Origin of the sequence: Amycolatopsis orientalis DSM 40040 = KCTC 9412 (genome assembly GCF_000478275.1) — a bacterium.
GTDB classification, from domain to species: Bacteria; Actinomycetota; Actinomycetes; order Mycobacteriales; family Pseudonocardiaceae; genus Amycolatopsis; species Amycolatopsis orientalis.
The window spans coordinates 70,645-85,626 of the sequence record NZ_ASJB01000017.1; the positions used below are offsets into that span (position 1 = coordinate 70,645).

The 14,982-nt window shown below is 69.3% G+C and carries 17 protein-coding genes; 9 read left to right on the forward strand and 8 right to left on the reverse strand.

Translation table 11 applies throughout. The features are described from left to right. Nucleotides 1-34 precede the first annotated feature (34 nt). Together L324_RS05245 and L324_RS05250 are read left to right on the forward strand one after the other, a co-directional pair. On the forward strand, nucleotides 35-748 hold the full coding sequence (locus L324_RS05245; protein WP_037304605.1) for a M50 family metallopeptidase: 714 nt from the start codon (nucleotides 35-37) through the stop codon (nucleotides 746-748). 52 nt (nucleotides 749-800) lie between these two features. Beyond that, a complete protein-coding gene (locus L324_RS05250; protein ID WP_037304606.1) occupies nucleotides 801-2,033 on the forward strand; it encodes an aldehyde dehydrogenase family protein in 1,233 nt (410 codons plus the stop codon). Nucleotides 2,034-2,076: 43 nt separating this feature from the next. Here the strand turns inward: L324_RS05250 and L324_RS05255 are convergent, their stop codons facing one another. The 4 genes from L324_RS05255 to ccrA form a co-directional block, all read right to left on the reverse strand. Next, the gene (locus tag L324_RS05255) at nucleotides 2,077-3,234 is read right to left on the reverse strand and encodes an adenylate/guanylate cyclase domain-containing protein (protein WP_037304607.1); all 1,158 of its coding nucleotides are present in this window, start codon (nucleotides 3,232-3,234) and stop codon (nucleotides 2,077-2,079) included. Continuing rightward, a complete protein-coding gene (locus tag L324_RS05260) occupies nucleotides 3,234-3,683 on the reverse strand; it encodes a universal stress protein (protein WP_037304609.1) in 450 nt (149 codons plus the stop codon). The genes L324_RS05255 and L324_RS05260 overlap by 1 nt, the downstream gene beginning before the upstream one ends. A gap of 104 nt (nucleotides 3,684-3,787) precedes the next feature. Next, nucleotides 3,788-4,897 (reverse strand): coiled-coil domain-containing protein, encoded by a 1,110-nt coding sequence (locus tag L324_RS05265; protein ID WP_037304611.1) that lies wholly within the window; start codon nucleotides 4,895-4,897, stop codon nucleotides 3,788-3,790. 103 nt (nucleotides 4,898-5,000) lie between these two features. Then, nucleotides 5,001-6,341 carry a crotonyl-CoA carboxylase/reductase gene (gene ccrA, locus L324_RS05270; protein ID WP_037304616.1) on the reverse strand — a complete coding sequence of 447 codons (1,341 nt, stop codon included), beginning with the start codon at nucleotides 6,339-6,341 and terminating at the stop codon, nucleotides 5,001-5,003. A gap of 203 nt (nucleotides 6,342-6,544) precedes the next feature. On the opposite strand from ccrA, the gene L324_RS05275 reads away from it, so the two are divergent. Both L324_RS05275 and L324_RS05280 read left to right on the forward strand, forming a co-directional pair. Next, nucleotides 6,545-6,913, forward strand: a complete 369-nt coding sequence (locus L324_RS05275; RefSeq protein ID WP_037304618.1) for an SPW repeat protein — start codon at nucleotides 6,545-6,547, stop codon at nucleotides 6,911-6,913. A gap of 16 nt (nucleotides 6,914-6,929) precedes the next feature. Then, nucleotides 6,930-7,493 carry a TetR/AcrR family transcriptional regulator gene (locus tag L324_RS05280; protein ID WP_037304619.1) on the forward strand — a complete coding sequence of 188 codons (564 nt, stop codon included), beginning with the start codon at nucleotides 6,930-6,932 and terminating at the stop codon, nucleotides 7,491-7,493. Here L324_RS05280 and mce read toward each other — a convergent pair. Then, nucleotides 7,487-7,936, reverse strand: coding sequence for a methylmalonyl-CoA epimerase (gene mce, locus L324_RS05285; RefSeq protein ID WP_037304620.1), 450 nt, complete (start codon nucleotides 7,934-7,936; stop codon nucleotides 7,487-7,489). The genes L324_RS05280 and mce overlap by 7 nt on opposite strands. A gap of 132 nt (nucleotides 7,937-8,068) precedes the next feature. Between mce and L324_RS05290 the strand changes: the two genes are divergently transcribed. Then, complete coding sequence (locus L324_RS05290) at nucleotides 8,069-9,250, forward strand: acetyl-CoA C-acetyltransferase (protein ID WP_037304860.1); 1,182 nt, start codon at nucleotides 8,069-8,071, stop codon at nucleotides 9,248-9,250. A 5-nt stretch (nucleotides 9,251-9,255) separates the two neighbouring features. Then, on the forward strand, nucleotides 9,256-10,221 hold the full coding sequence (gene meaB / locus L324_RS05295) for a methylmalonyl Co-A mutase-associated GTPase MeaB (RefSeq protein WP_037304623.1): 966 nt from the start codon (nucleotides 9,256-9,258) through the stop codon (nucleotides 10,219-10,221). 43 nt (nucleotides 10,222-10,264) lie between these two features. Here the strand turns inward: meaB and L324_RS05300 are convergent, their stop codons facing one another. Continuing rightward, nucleotides 10,265-10,618, reverse strand: a complete 354-nt coding sequence (locus tag L324_RS05300; RefSeq protein WP_037304624.1) for a beta/gamma crystallin domain-containing protein — start codon at nucleotides 10,616-10,618, stop codon at nucleotides 10,265-10,267. Between the two features lie 144 nt (nucleotides 10,619-10,762). Continuing rightward, nucleotides 10,763-11,350 (reverse strand): hypothetical protein, encoded by a 588-nt coding sequence (locus L324_RS05305; RefSeq protein WP_037304628.1) that lies wholly within the window; start codon nucleotides 11,348-11,350, stop codon nucleotides 10,763-10,765. A gap of 146 nt (nucleotides 11,351-11,496) precedes the next feature. Here L324_RS05305 and L324_RS05310 point away from each other — a divergent pair, with 146 nt between their 5' ends. Continuing rightward, nucleotides 11,497-12,177: a peptidylprolyl isomerase gene (locus L324_RS05310; protein WP_173426351.1), complete on the forward strand. Its 681-nt coding sequence runs from the start codon at nucleotides 11,497-11,499 to the stop codon at nucleotides 12,175-12,177. 95 nt (nucleotides 12,178-12,272) lie between these two features. Here the strand turns inward: L324_RS05310 and pdxR are convergent, their stop codons facing one another. Then, nucleotides 12,273-13,652: a MocR-like pyridoxine biosynthesis transcription factor PdxR gene (pdxR, locus tag L324_RS05315; RefSeq protein ID WP_037304631.1), complete on the reverse strand. Its 1,380-nt coding sequence runs from the start codon at nucleotides 13,650-13,652 to the stop codon at nucleotides 12,273-12,275. Between the two features lie 46 nt (nucleotides 13,653-13,698). On the opposite strand from pdxR, the gene L324_RS05320 reads away from it, so the two are divergent. Both L324_RS05320 and L324_RS05325 read left to right on the forward strand, forming a co-directional pair. Then, entirely contained in the window at nucleotides 13,699-14,163 is a 465-nt protein-coding gene (locus L324_RS05320; RefSeq protein WP_037304632.1) for a carboxymuconolactone decarboxylase family protein, read from the forward strand. After that, nucleotides 14,160-14,903: an isocitrate lyase/PEP mutase family protein gene (locus L324_RS05325; RefSeq protein ID WP_037304633.1), complete on the forward strand. Its 744-nt coding sequence runs from the start codon at nucleotides 14,160-14,162 to the stop codon at nucleotides 14,901-14,903. Before L324_RS05320 ends, L324_RS05325 begins: the two co-directional genes overlap by 4 nt. Nucleotides 14,904-14,982 lie beyond the last annotated feature (79 nt).

Below are 14,982 nucleotides of genomic sequence, written 5' to 3' on the forward strand. Positions count from 1 at the left end.
ACGGGACATATCCGGCTTGTGGTGAGCTGATGAGGTGAGCTCGTCTCCCGCCGAAACGGTTTCCGACATCGCCCAGTCCACCCCGCCCGGCACGATCACCCTGGTCACCGGTGGCCTCGCGCTGCTCGTGGTGCTGTCGGGCAGGCCATGGCGGATCGCCCGCAACCTGATCACGCTCGTCCACGAGGCCGGCCACGCGCTCGCGGCGGTGCTGGTCGGCAGGCGGCTGCAGGGCATCAAGCTGCATTCGGACACCTCCGGCGTCACCGTCTCCCGGGGCAAACCCGAGGGGCCGGGGATGGCGTTCACCGCGCTGGCCGGGTACCCGGCGGCCGCGGTACTCGGACTGGTGTTCGCCGGGCTGCTGTCGTCGGATCTGATCACCGTCGTGCTGATCGTGATGGCCCTGATGCTGCTGGGTGTGCTGGTGATGGTGCGCAACACCTACGGCGTGTTCGCGGTGGTCACCAGCTCGGTGGTGCTCGGCCTGGTCGCGCTGGTGGCGCCGTCGTGGTTCCAGGCGATCTTCGTCTACCTGCTGACCTGGTTCCTGCTCTTCGGCGGCGTCCGGCCGGTGTTCGAGCTGCAGATCAAGCGGCGCCGGGGCTCGGCGAGGGATTCCGACGCCGATCAGCTCGGCAGGCTCACCGGGATGCCCGCCGTGCTGTGGGTGCTGGTGATGGCCGTGCTGACGGTGAGCTGCCTCTTCGCGGGCGGGTTGTGGCTGCTGGAGCCGACCGTCGCCTGAGCGGGGCGGTACGGCAGACTGGTGGCTCGTTCCGCGCGGAAGGAGTCACCAGATGGACGAGGTCGCCAAGGCCGTCGAGGAATGCGCTCGATCGGCGAAACGGGCCGCGCCGTCGCTGGCCGCCGCGTCCGCGGAGGCGATCGACGCCGCGCTGAACGCCATGGCGGGCAAGCTGGTCGAGCACGCCGAAGCGGTACTGGAGGCGAACCAGGCCGACATCGCCAAGGCGCGCGAGGACGGGATGAGCGCGGGTCTGCTCGACAGGCTCACCATCACCCCCGAGCGGCTGACCGGCATGGCCGAACAGCTCCGTCTTCTGGCGGGTGCGCCGCACCAGGAGCGGTCCGTCGACGTGTCCACTTTGGACGGCGGGCTGAAACTGGTGGAACGGCGCCGTCCGGTCGGCGTGATCGGCGCGAACTACGAGGCGCGCCCGAACGTCACGGTGGACGTCGCCTCGCAGCTGGTGAAGTCGCGTAACGGCGGCGTTCTCCGCACGGGTTCCGCCGCGCTCGGCTCGGCCCAGCGGCTGCGGGAGACCGTGATCGCCCCCGCGCTCGTCGAAGCGGGTATCGACCCGGACGTCATCCAGCTCGTGCCTCGCGCGGAGCGCGAAGCGGCTTCCGCGCTGGTGCGTTTCCCCGCGCTCGTGCCGCTGGTGATCCTGCGGGGCAGTGGTGACAGCACCCGCGCGCTGGCCACCGAGGCGGCCGTCCACGGCGTCCGCACGCTGGCCCACGCCGACGGCGGGGGCGTGCTGTACGTCGACGAAGCGGCCGACACCGACAAGGTGCGCGACCTGGTCTTCAACAGCCTCGACCGGCTCGGTGTCTGCAACCGGCTGAACCTGCTGCTGATCCACGAGGGCGCCCACGATCGCGTCTGGCCCGCCATCTCCGGCGCGCTGGCCGAACGAGGCGTCACGCCGTCGCTCGCCCCGCACGAGCACGCCATCGGCTACGAATGGGCCCTCGACTCCGACCGCGAGGCGACCGTCACCGTGGCCAAGGTCGCGGACCTGCCCGAAGCGGCGGAGATCGCCAACGAGCGGACCTCGGGCCTGGCCGCCGGCATCGCCACCGAAAGCCGCGAAGCCGCCGACGCGTTCTTCGACGCCTACACCGGCACCGGTGTCTTCTGGAACGCTCCGACCCGGCTGCTCGACGGCTTCAAGCTCCTGGCCGTCCCCGAAACCGGCATCAACCTGGACAAGGTCCCCGGCCCGCGTGGCCCGGTCACCTACACCGACCTCTACGTGCGGCAGTACGCCGTGCTCCCTGCCTGACTTCCGCATCCAGAGGACTAAATGCGAGGTTGGCGCGAGAGCGTCAGCGCCGGCGGCGTCGCTTGGGGCGCGGCCGAGGCGGCAACGCGTCCGCCGTGGCGTCCTCGGCGCTCTCGGGCTCGGGAGCGTCCGAGGCGTCCGGAGCGGGAGGGATGCCGGGCACCAGTCCCAGCATCTCCGCGGCGAGCTGCTGCGAGGAGGCGAACATGCCGGAAGGCCGCTCCCGCGCTCGCCGCAGGGACGAAGGCCGCAGCCGGTTGTAGCCCCGCACCGACACCGGTCGCCGGGCCCGCACCTCGTACTCCTCGACCCCCGAAAGCTCGGTGGCCAGCTCCTTGTCGATCAGGATGGTGCCCGGCCGCGCGGTCGAGGTGAGGCGGGCGGCGAGGTTCACGACCGAGCCGTAGACGTCGCCGAACCGGCTGAGGATCCGGCCAGAAGCCATGCCCGCCCGCACACCGGGCAAGGTCTCGTCGGCCTCGGCGCGTTCGGACAGCGTCAGGGCGATCTCGGCGCCGTCGACGGCGGAATCGGCGACGAACAGCACCTCGTCACCGATCATTTTCACGATCCGCCCGTGGTGTTCGGCGACCACCTCGGTGGCGACGGATTCGAACCGGTCGAGGACGGCGCTCAGCTCGTCTTCGCCGATTTGCCTGGTCAGCCGGGTGTAGCCGACCATGTCGACGAAACCGACGACCTCGGTCCTCGCTTCGAGGTCTTCGTCGGGGAAGGCGAACGCCCGTCCCGCGTAGGCCGCGAGGTGCCGCCGCCAGACGAAGTTCTGCACCTTCTCCAGCTCGGGCAGCAGCCTGTCGACGAGCCGCGCGATCTGGCGTTCGCTGGTGCCGATGTCCTTGTTCTCGGTGATCATCGACCACAGCATGTGAACCTGCCACTCCGCGAGCCGCGAAAGGTGCTGGCCCAGCGCACGCGTCACCGCCAGCTCGATGCCGGGCTCGATCAGGCCCGAGTTCATCAGCTGGTCGGCGGTGCGGATCGCCTCGATGTCGGCGTCGGTGAAGACGACCTCGTCGTCATCGACGGTCGCGAAGCCCAGCGCACGCCAAAGCCGCCGAGAACGCTCTTCGGGAACGCCCGCCTTCTCGGCGACTTCGAGCCGGGTGTACTTGCGTCGGCCGCCGAGCAGGATCCGTTCGAGACGCTGCTGAAGCGCGTCGGGCTCGCCGGAATCGGTCATTAGGTGGTGTGGACGATGAGCACGTCCACACCCGACTTCCGGGCGACTTCGGACGGCACGGAACCCAGGATGCGGCCCGCGAGCGTGTTCAGCCCGCGGTTGCCGACCACCAGCAGGTCCGCGGAGCGGTCGGAGACGACCTTGCGCAGAGCGTCGACGGGATCGCCGACGACAGCGGCGGTATCGATGGCCTTCGCGCCGGCCTTGGCGGCCCGGTCCCGGGCGGAGAGCAGGGTGTCCTCGGCCGGTGCCGAGCCTACGACCTGGTACGCCTCGTCGCCGAGGACGTCCTGCGCCTTCTCCACGTCACCCTTGTTGGCGGGGTAGTAGGCGCACACGATGACCAGGGTCGCTCCGGAGTCCCCGGCGACGCTCGCCGCCCGGTCGACCGCGGCGAACGAGGAATCCGATCCGTCCGTGCCCACGACCACGGTCCGATATGCAGCCATCCGCAACCTCCACCGATCTGTCTGCCGCACCTGCGTGCGAGCAGCGACGATAACCGCTCGACGACCGGCCCGCAGGCCGTCGTGAGCACGGTCGGGTGAGAAGGTTACTCGCCAGTCGGTTTCTGCGCTGCCGCAGGTCGAGGTGAAGGCTTCGCGCCGGATGTGGCCTTCGGCACATCGGCCGTCCGCAGCTGCACGGTGGCCTCCGAGTCGGGGGACGGCTTCGCCTTCAGATCCGCCGGGACGTGCGGTTCGTCGCCGAGCACGTGCGTCGCCTCGGCGAGCGCGGTCCGCGCGGTGCGGACCTGCTCGGCCAGGCTGGAGCGCACCTTGCGGAGCGCTTCGACCCGTTCGGTGGCCTGGGTGATCCGCCGGTTGGACTCCTCGGTGGCCTGCCGGACGCGGCGGCGGGCCTCGTCGGCCGCTTCGGCGAGCCGGGCGTTGGCCTCGGTGATCGAGTCCTGCTTGCGCTTGTTGGCGTCGGCGACGGACTCGCGCTGGCGGCGTTCGATGTCGGCCTTGGCCGCTGTCTCCTCTTCGAGCACCTTCGCGCGGATGGCGGCGGCGTCCTCGGTGGCCTCGCGGACGCGGCGGGCGGCCTCGGCCTTGCTCGCGGCCTCCTGCTCGGCCAGCGCGTGCATGGCTTCGGTGCGCCGCGACGCCATCGCGATCTCGAAGTCCTCTTCGACCTGGGTGCGGCGCTGCTGCGACTCGGCGTCGAGCTTGTCGCGCTCGGCCTTCGCCTTGTCGGTGATCTCCTTGGCCTCGGCGCGGGCCTTCTCGAGCACGCCGCGGTGCTCGGCCTCCATCTCCTTGCGGCGGAGGTCGAGCTCGTTGAGCAGCTGCTCGTAACGGGCGCGCATGGCGCTCGCGTCGGTCTCCGCCTTGGCGCGGATGTGGCCGGCTTCGGCCTCGGCGCGCGCCTTGGTGTCGGCGGCCTCGTCCTGCGCGAGCCGCAGCATGCGCTGCAGGCGTTCGGAAAGACCTTCGACACTCGTCGGCGGCTGGGCCAGCCTGTCGACCTGGCCGCGCAGGTCCGCGATCTCGCCGCGCGCGATCTCCAGCTGCCGTGCCAGGTCGCCGGCTTGTCCGATGGCGGCATCGCGATCGGCGGTGAGCATCTTCAGATCGGCGTCCAGCCGCTCGAGATGTTCGTCGACCTGTGCACGGCTGTAACCGCGCTTCGCCACGTCGAAGCCGGCTCCCAGCGGCACTAGCTCCCGTTCCTCGCCAAGGCTCATCCTTCTACCGTAGTCGAGCTGGAGTCACGGAAGGGTGAGCACCCACTCCAACGCGGCGAAAGTGCGTTCTGGCGCGCTAAACGTTCCTGAACGCGTTGATCCCGTCGAGGTGCTTCTCGCGCAATTCGTGGTTCCGGACGCCCAAACCTTCTTCCGGCGCAAGGGCGAGCACGCCGACCTTGCCCTGATGGGCGTTGCGGTGCACGTCCAGCGCGGCCTGGCCGGTCTCTTCGAGTGAGTACGTCTTCGACAGCGTCGGGTGGATCAGACCTTTCGCGATCAGCCGGTTCGCCTCCCACGATTCGCGGTAGTTGGCGAAGTGGCTGCCGATGATCCGCTTGAGGTTCATCCACAAATAGCGGTTGTCGTACTGGTGCATGTAGCCCGACGTCGACGCGCACGTGACGATCGTGCCGCCCTTGCGCGCGGCGTAGACCGACGCGCCGAAGGTCTCCCGGCCCGGGTGCTCGAAGACGATGTCCGGGTCCTCGCCGCCGGTCAGTTCGCGGATCTTCTTGCCGAACCGCTGCCATTCCTTCGGGTCCTGGTTGTGCTCGTCCTTCCAGAATTTGTAACCCTCGGCGTTGCGGTCGATGATCAGCTCCGCGCCCAGCTTGCGGCAGATCTCCGCCTTTTCGGGGCTGGAGACCACGCACACCGGGATCGCGCCGCCGTTGAGCGCGTACTGCGTCGCGTAGGAACCGAGACCGCCCGAGGCGCCCCAGATCAGCACGACGTCGCCCTGCTTCATGTCGGCGCCGTTGCGCGAGACGAGCTGGCGGTAGGCCGTGGAGTTCACCAGTCCGGGGGAGGCGGCCTCCTCCCAGGTGAGGTGGCCCGGCTTCGGCATCAGCTGGTTCGCCTTGACCAGCGCGATCTCGGCGAGTCCGCCGAAGTTCGTCTCGAAGCCCCAGATCCGCTGCTCGGTGTCGAGCATCGTGTCGTTGTGCCCGTCCGGGCCTTCGAGTTCCACGTTGAGGCAGTGCGCGACGACCTCGTCGCCCGGCTTCCAGTTGTGCACGCCGGGGCCGGTGCGCAGCACTACGCCGGACAGATCGGAGCCGACGACGTGATAGGGCAGGTCGTGGCGCTTCGACAGCGGCGAAAGCCGTCCGTAGCGCTCCAGGAACTTGAAGGTCGAAACCGGCTCGAAGATCGAGGTCCAGACGGTGTTGTAGTTGATCGCGCTCGCCATGACCGCGACCAGCGCCTCGCCGGGGCCGAGTTCCGGTGTCGGGACCTCGTCCACGTGCAGCGACTTGCGCGGATCCTTGTCGCGGCTTTCGAGCCCCTGGAACATGTCGGCCTCGTCCTTGTGGACGGTCACGCCTCGGTAGGTCTCCGGCACGTCGAGCGACGCCACGGCGCCGAGGTCATCGTTCAGAATGGCCTGCTGGATCTCGCCGAGCTGCGACATCGGTACCTCCGCGAAAAGGGGGACGGCGTTAGCGGCACAAATTACTCACCGGTAACCAAGTCCACAACTGTACGAGACGTGGAGCACGTCCACATCCCGAAGTGTTATCGACCGGTCTTGACCGGCCGGCCAACCAAGCGGACCATCGACCTTGGAGATCTCTCCGACCTGCAGGTTTCGTCGATTCGCGGAGGTGAGCACGCATGAATGAACCCACGACGCGCCCCTGGACCCGTCCCCATGACTGGGCGGAGGTGGTCATCGGTGTCGTCGTCGCGCTTTCACCCCTCTGGATGACCACGGACAACACCGCCATGTGGACGCTCGTCATCCTCGGCGCGCTGGTCGCCCTCGACGGCCTCGCGTCGCTCGCGATGCCTGGCATGGTCTACGGCGAAGGCATCCAGATCGTGCTGGGCGCGCTGCTGTTCATTTCGCCATGGGTGATGGGCTACTCCGACCTCATGGGCGCGTCCTGGACCGCCTGGATCGGTGGCGTCCTGACCGTGGTGGCCGGGGCGGCGGCGATGCCGATCGCCCAGGCGACGCACAAGACGGCGAGACAGCACTGACCCAGGAGGAGACGGCGTGAAAGAGGATTCGGCGAAACAGCGCATCCTGCGAGCCGCGGAGGCGCTTTTCGCCGAATCCGGTTTCGACGCGACACCCACCTCGCGGATCGCGGAGCGGGCCGGTGTGCCCAAAGGGCTGGTGCACTACTACTTCCGGCGCAAGTCGGATCTGCTGGCCGCCCTGGTCGCCGAACTGCCCGACGCCCGGATCGAACCGGCCGTCGTGGTCGTCCCCGGCGACCTCGCGGGCAGCCTCCGCGGTCTCGTCATGGAACTCGACAGGCGGTTCAACCGGTCCTTGGCGCTGTCACACCTCTTGTGGCGCGAAGCCGACACGCATCGCGCGGTACGCGACGCGCTGGCCGAACGGTTCCAGCAGCTCGTCCGCCAGGTGAAGGCGGTGATCGTCGCCGCGAGCGGCGGCAAGCTCGCGGTCGCCGACATCGACTCGGCGTCGGGGCTGCTCGCGAGGGCGGTCAGCCACCGGCACGCGACGGCACGGCACAGCGAGGACGGGGACCCCGCCGAGATCGATCGCGAGGTCCTCTTCATCGCCGAGGCGCTGACGCGCGGTCAGTGACCGCCGGCAGCCGGTTCGACCAGCTCCACCAGCACACCACCGGCGTCCTTGGGGTGAACGAAGTTCACCCGGCTGTTGGACGTGCCGCGTTTGGCCTCGGCGTAGAGCAGCCGGAGTCCCTGCGCGCGCAGCGCGGCCGCGGCGGCGTCCACATCGGACACTCGATAGGCCAGCTGCTGCAGGCCGGGGCCGCTCTTCGCGAGGAACTTGCCGATCGCCGAGTCCTCGCGCAGCGGGGCGAGGAGCTGGATGGCGGTCTCGGTCCCGGCGGTGCCCGGTGCGCGCAGCATCGCCTCGCGGACGCCCTGCTCCTCGTTGACTTCCTCGTGCGCCACCTCCAGGCCGAAATGCTCGGCGTGGAAGGCGATCGCCGCGTCGAGGTCGGGTACCGCGATGCCGACGTGGTCGATGGCGGTCACGAACGGTTTCAGCGCCTGGTTCATGCAGAGCAGGATAGGTGCGCGGGCGGGCGGACCGGCGTGCGCCGCCTCACACTGGCTCCATCAAGAAGGCCGTGACGCGGGTATGGTCTCGAAGACCGCCTATTGCCCTTGCGCCGATGCTTGGAGGACGCCGTGTCCGGTTCCGTGATCCTGGGTGCCGCCCGTACACCGATCGGGCGATTGCTCGGTTCCTTGAAGGACTTCTCGGGTGCGCAACTGGGCGGATTCGCGATCAAGGCGGCACTCGAACAGGCCGGTGTCTCGCCGGACGCGGTCCAGTACACGATCATGGGCCAGGTGCTCACCGCGGGCGCGGGCCAGATCCCGGCCCGGCAGGCCGCGGTCGCCGGCGGCATCCCGATGACCGTCCCGGCGCTGACCATCAACAAGGTCTGCCTCTCCGGTCTCGACGCCATCGCGCTCGCCGACCAGCTCATCCGCGCCGGTGAGTTCGACCTGATCGTCGCGGGCGGCCAGGAATCGATGACCCAGGCGCCGCATCTGCTGCCGAAGTCCCGCGCGGGCTTCAAATACGGCGACACCACGCTGGTCGACCACATGGCCTACGACGGCCTGTTCTGCGCCTTCGACCAGGTCGCGATGGGCGCGTCGACGGAGAAGTACAACAGCCGCTACGGAATCACCCGTGAGCAGCAGGACGAGTTCTCCGCGCGCTCGCACCAGCGTGCCGCCGCCGCCATCGAGGCAGGCCGGTTCGACGCCGAGATCGCGCCGGTTTCGATCCCGCAGCGCAAGGGCGACCCGGTCGTCTTCTCCAAGGACGAGGGCGTCCGCGCCGACACCACCGTGGAAAGCCTCGCGAAGCTGCGCCCGGCGTTCGCCTCCGACGGCACCATCACCGCCGGTTCCGCGTCGCAGATCTCCGACGGCGCGGCCGCGGTCGTCGTGGCCAGCAAGGCCAAGGCCGAGGAACTGGGCCTGACCGCGCTCGCCGAGATCGGCGCGCACGGCGTGGTCTCCGGTCCGGACGCCAGCCTGCACGAGCAGCCGTCGAACGCGATCCTGGCCGCGCTGGCCAAGGAGAAGCTGACCGCCGACGCGCTCGACCTGATCGAGATCAACGAGGCGTTCGCCGCGGTCGGCCTGGTGTCGGCCGACAAGCTCGGCGTCGATGTGGACAAGGTCAACGTCGACGGCGGCGCCATCGCGCTCGGTCACCCGATCGGCGCCTCGGGCGCGCGGCTGGCCGTGCACCTGATCCACGAACTCCGCCGTCGTGGCGGTGGCCTCGGTGCCGCCGCGCTCTGCGGTGGCGGCGGCCAGGGCGACGCGCTCCTGCTCCGCGTCCCGTAGAGCCCTTGCCGGTACAGCTGGACATCGACGAACTGGTCGGTCGCGCGCGGGACGGCGTTCCCCGCGCGATCGCCCGGTTGCTGTCGCTGGTCGAGGACGCCCATCCGCGCTTGCCCGAGGTCGCGGCCAAGTTGTCGCCGCATACGGGCAACGCGCGGGTCATCGGCCTGACCGGACCACCCGGTGTCGGTAAGTCGACATCGACGTCCGCGCTGCTCACGGCCTTGCGGGCGCAGGGCCTGCGGGTCGGGGTGCTGGCGATCGACCCGTCGTCGCCGTTCTCCGGCGGGGCACTGCTGGGCGACCGGATCCGGATGACCGAGCACGCCACCGATCCCGGCGTGTTCATCCGGTCGATGGCCACCCGCGGGCATCTCGGCGGGCTGTCGTGGGCGACCCCGCAGGCGGTCCGCGTACTCGACGCGGCCGGTTTCGACGTCGTGCTGATCGAGACCGTCGGCGTCGGCCAGTCCGAAGTGGACGTCGTGAAACTGGCCGACACCACGGTGGTGCTGCTGGCGCCCGGGATGGGCGACGGTATCCAGGCCGCGAAGGCCGGGGTGCTGGAGATCGCGGACGTGTTCGTGGTCAACAAGGCCGACCGCGAGGGCGCGGACGCGACCGTGCACGACCTCAAGCAGATGATCTCCTTGGTGCGACGGGAGATCCGCGGCCCGAGCTGGCGTCAGCCGATCGTGCGAACGGTGGCCTCACGCGGTGAAGGCGTCGACGACGTCGTCCGCGCGCTGGCGGACCACCACGATTGGCTGGTCCAGCGGGAAGAACTGCCCCGGCGGCGCGCGGCACGGGCGCGGGACGAGGTCGAGGCGATCGCCGTCCAGCGGCTGCGCGCGGAGATCGTCGACCTGCGCTCCGGCGACCGGCTCGCCGAACTGGCCGAACGTGTCGTCGCGCGGAAGATCGACCCGTTCGCGGCGGCCGACGAACTGATAGCCGAACTCCGCTCGTGAGTGGTAATGACGGTTCTAACCATCATTACCACTCACGAGGTTTTCAGAGGATTTCGATGACGCGGACCTTCGGTGGACGATTCGGGAAACTGATATCGGTCCACCTGTTGATTCTCACGTCGGAACCGTTGCTGTCGTAGTAGATCAGATCGTTGTTGCCGGTGTAGATCCTGTCGATCCACCAGCCGCCGAAGCCGATCCTCCCGCGGTTGGCGTAGCAGTCGACGCTGGTGCTCCCGCCGAGGTGGGACCAGATCTTCAGGAAGTTCTCCCCGTCCCGGCACGGGATGTGGTCGATGGCGAACGAGGTGCCGGTCGGCACCAGCATGCTGAACGCGGCGGCAGCGGCGGCCGCCGCGGCCAGGACACGCCGGGCCGTCTTCTTGCTCGAGATCACAGAGTTCTCCTTTGAACGAAATGACGAAAGGAGTGTGCTTCGTGCGGAACCGAGCATCTCGATCAAGGGAGGACGGTGTCAATTTCCCGCGGTTTCACGGGTCCGTTGAGACAGGCAAGTCTGGCCGACCGGGCAGCTCTGTGCTCAGAATTCGACGTACATCTTGATGTCACCGAAGTCGCTGTCGAGGTTGTCCAGATGGGCGATGGCGTCCTCTTTCCAGACTTCGAGCTGGTTGGTCTCGCCGAAGGTGAGCTGTTCGCCGTCGGCGACCTTGTTGGCGTAGTTCGTGATCGTGACCGTCTGCCCCCGGCAGAACTCGACGCGCTCCAGGAACCTGTCCGCCATGTCGGGATCGAAGACGCGGCCCATCCGGACGTAGCCGTTGTTGATGTGCTCCTCGCAGTAGAAGTGGGCCGCGGCCGACGCGATCCACTCGGTCAGTGAAGGGTCGCGAGGCGGCCACTTCTCGCGGACGTGCGACTTGATCTCCCTGGCGAGCCGGATGACGCGGCGCCGTTCGAGATCGGTCAGCCCGTCCTCCTTGCGGAAGTCGAGGATCATGTCGTCGACGATCTTGGCCAGTCTGAGCACGCGCGGTTTGTCGAGTTCGGCCGGCTTGTCCGGCGGCAGCCCCGCCATGACCCTCTCGTGCACCAGGACGTACTGCGTGTACGCGTACAGGAAGGTCAGGGCGTTCAGCTGCCATTGGTGTCGTTCGGCGATCTCCACGACTCCGACCCTAACCGCGCACCTACTTCCGGACCTGTGGAAACGGCGGGGATTCACCCTATGCTCTCTTCTTCGTCCACGGCTGGGAGGCAGGAACCGTGCAGAGGATCGCGAAGGTCGTTGTGAGCGTGCTGGGTGCCGGGCTGATGCTGGCGGCCGGTACCGGGACGGCGTCGGCGGAGGCCGTGCCGCCGAAGGTCACGAAGGGGCCGTGCCAGTACACGGAGACTCCGGACGAGCCGGCCGCGCGGCCCGTCCCGCTGCCGCCGGACCCTCGGCACACGCCGAGCCGGGGCACAGTGCCGGTGCAGCTGAAGACGAACCAGGGCAAGATCGACCTGACCCTCGATCGGGCGAAGGCGCCGTGCACGGTGCAGAGTTTCCTGCATCTGGCGGTGCACCGGTTCTACGACCGCACGACCTGTCACCGGCTGACGGCGTATCCCACGCTGAAGGTGCTGCAGTGCGGTGACCCGAGCGGTACCGGCGAGGGCGGCCCCGGCTACAAGTACAAGGACGAACTGCCCGTCGGCCTGCCGCCCGCGCCGACCGACCCGACCGGCGCGCGGAAGGTGTACGCCCGCGGCGTGCTCGCGATGGCCAACGCGGGCCCGGCGACGAACGGCAGCCAGTTCTTCGTGGTGTACGGCGATTCCGCGCTGCGCCCGAACTACACGATCTTCGGCACCGTCGGCCCCGACGGCCTCGAAACCCTCGACAAGGTCGCCGCGGGCGGCATCCAGCCCACGCCGGAGAACCCCGCTCCGGTCGACGGTGCGCCCGCCCTGAAGACCGACATCCTGCGCGCCCGCCCCTGGTACTGCTAGGCCCCCATGCATTTCGTCCTCTGGATGCGGTGGTTGGCAGTGCGAACTAACGCATTCAGAGGACGAAATGCGGGTGGGGGGTGGGGGAGGGGCCGTCAGGTGACCTCGAAGATGGCTTCGCGCAGGGCTTGGGTGGCGCCGCTGAAGGCGTGCTTCGCGGCGGCTCCGTAGCCGATGATGAGCCCTTCGCGCTGGGGCTCGCCGATCCAATAGCCGCTGAGTCCTTCGAGTCCGATCGCGCGGCGGCGGCAGGCGGCCATCACCTCCATCTCCCTGGGCAGCTCGCCCGGGAACTGGAGCACCAGGTGCAACCCCGCCGAGATGCCCTGCGGCAGCACGGAATCCGGCAACGCCGCGAGCAGGCGGTCCCGCCGGGAGCGGTATTCGGCGCGGCAGCGGCGGATGTGCCGGTCGTAGGCACCCGACTCGATCAGTTCGGCCATCGCGAGCTGGTCCAGCAGCGGGGGTCGGGCCCCGCTCGCGGCCATCTCCGCGCGCACCGGTTCGACCAGGAACCGCGGCAGCACCATCCACCCCAGCCGTAGTGACGGCGCGAGCGTCTTGCTCGTCGTCCCCACGTACACGACCCGTTCCGGCGCCAGCGCCTGCAACGCGCCGACCTGCTGATGGTCGAACCGGAACTCGCCGTCGTAGTCGTCCTCGATGACGACGGCGCCGGTTTCCGCCGCCCAGCGGGTGAGTTCCGCCCGGCGCCCCGGCGCGAGGGTGACCCCCAGCGGGTACTGATGCGCCGGGGTGACCACCACCGCCGGACTGTCCAAAGCGGACACCGTGATCCCGTGATCGTCCACCGGGACACCGGTCACCCGGGGACCGTTGGCCGCGGCGATCTCCCGGTAGATGTGCAGTGACGGGTTTTCGAACGCGATCTCGTCCGCCCCGCGCGCGTGCAGGACCCGGGCCAGCACCGCGATCGCGTGCGAGAACCCGGCGCACACCAGGATGCGCTCGGGATCGGCGACGACGCCGCGGCTGCGGGCGAGATACGCGGCGAGCGTCTCCCGCAGTTCCGCCGCGCCGGACTCCGCCGTGTAGTCGAACGCCGACATCGGCGCCCGGTGCAGCGCCCGCCGGGTCGCCGCGAGCCAGGCCGCCCGGGGGAACGCGGACAGGTTCGGCCTGCCGGGACGCAGATCCCAGCGCGGCGCCGGATCGCGCGGGGCGGGCCTCGGTGGTGACGCGGGCAGCGCGCCCGCCGTCGCGACGCGGGTCGGCGCGCCCTGCGAAGTCCGCAGATAGCCCTCGGCGGCGAGGTCGGCGTAAACCCGGGTGACCGTTCCCCGCGCCACTCCGAGGTCCTGCGCCAAGGCCCTGGTCGAAGGCACCGCCGCGCCCGCCTGCCAGCGTCCTTCCCGGATGGCCGCGCGGATCGCCGCGGCGAGCCCGGTCCGGCCGCTTTCGGGACGCCAGTCCAGATGGACGTCTAATCCCGCACTGGACCATGATTCTGCCATGCGACTGGACCATACTCGTGGGCCAGTTGTCGCTAGATTCAAGGTCATGACCAAGCGAATCCACGTGGGCAAACGAGTGCCCGAGATCTACCAGGCCATGGCCAAACTGCAGGCCGAGGTCGAGAAGGCGGCCGCCAACGCCGGTGTCGACCAGAAGATCCTCGAACTGGTGAAGATGCGTTCCTCGCAGATCAACCACTGCGCGTTCTGCCTCGACATGCACTCCCACGACGCGCTGCAGATGGGCGAATCACCGCGGCGGCTGTTCGTGCTGCAGGGCTGGCGTGAGACCGAACTGTTCACCGAGCAGGAGCGGGCCGCGCTCGCGCTCACCGAGGCGATCACGAACGTGGCGACCCTGCACGAGGTCCCGGACGACGTCTACGAAGAGGCCACTCGCGTCTTCACCGAGGACCAGTACCGCGCGGTCGTGTGGGAGGCCATCGCGATCAACAGCTGGAACCGGATGTGCGTGACCAGCCACGCCCCGCTGCCCGAGCGCGCCGAATGACCGCGGCACGGCTCCGGGAACTGCACGTCGCGGGCACGCCGCTGCTCCTGCCGAACGCGTGGGACGCCGACACCGCGCGTCTCGTCGAAGCCGCCGGGTTCCCCGTCGTGGCGACGAGTTCCTTCGCCATCGCCAAGGTGCTCGGCTACGACGACGGCGAGAACGCGCCCGCCGCCGAGATGTTCGCGGCGGCCGCACGGATCGCGCGGGCGGTCTCGGTTCCGGTGACGGTCGACGTCGAATCCGGCTACGGGCTCGACGCGGACGAACTCGCGTCGCGGCTGGCCGAGGCGGGCGCCGTCGGCTGCAACTACGAGGACACCGATCACGCCACCGGAGGCCTTCGCGCGCTGGATGCGCAGGCCGAACGGATAGCGCGGCTGCGCAAGGCCGCGGGGGACGCGCTGGTGATCAACGCCCGCGTCGACGTCTTCCTGGGCGCGTCCGACGAGCGAGCGGTACTGGACGACGCGATCGCCCGGGCCAAGGCCTATCTCGAGGCTGGGGCGGAGTGCGTCTATCCGATCTTCGCGAAGTCGCCGGAGGTGCTGGGCGACTTCGTGAAGGCTGTCGCGCCCGGTGCGGTCAACGCCGCTCCGCTGCCCGGAGGCCCCGATCTCTCCGCGCTCGCCGAACTGGGGGTGGCGCGGATCTCGCTGGGCACCGGGCTGTGGAAGTCGGTCCGCGCCGATCTGCGGGCGAAACTCGCCGAGCTGACGGCGGGGAAGCTGCCGTACTGAGCCGGCTTTCCGGGGGTATGGAAACCGGGACGGTGCGGCCGGGGGGCGTAAAGGATGCCCGGCCGCACCGCCCCGGCGA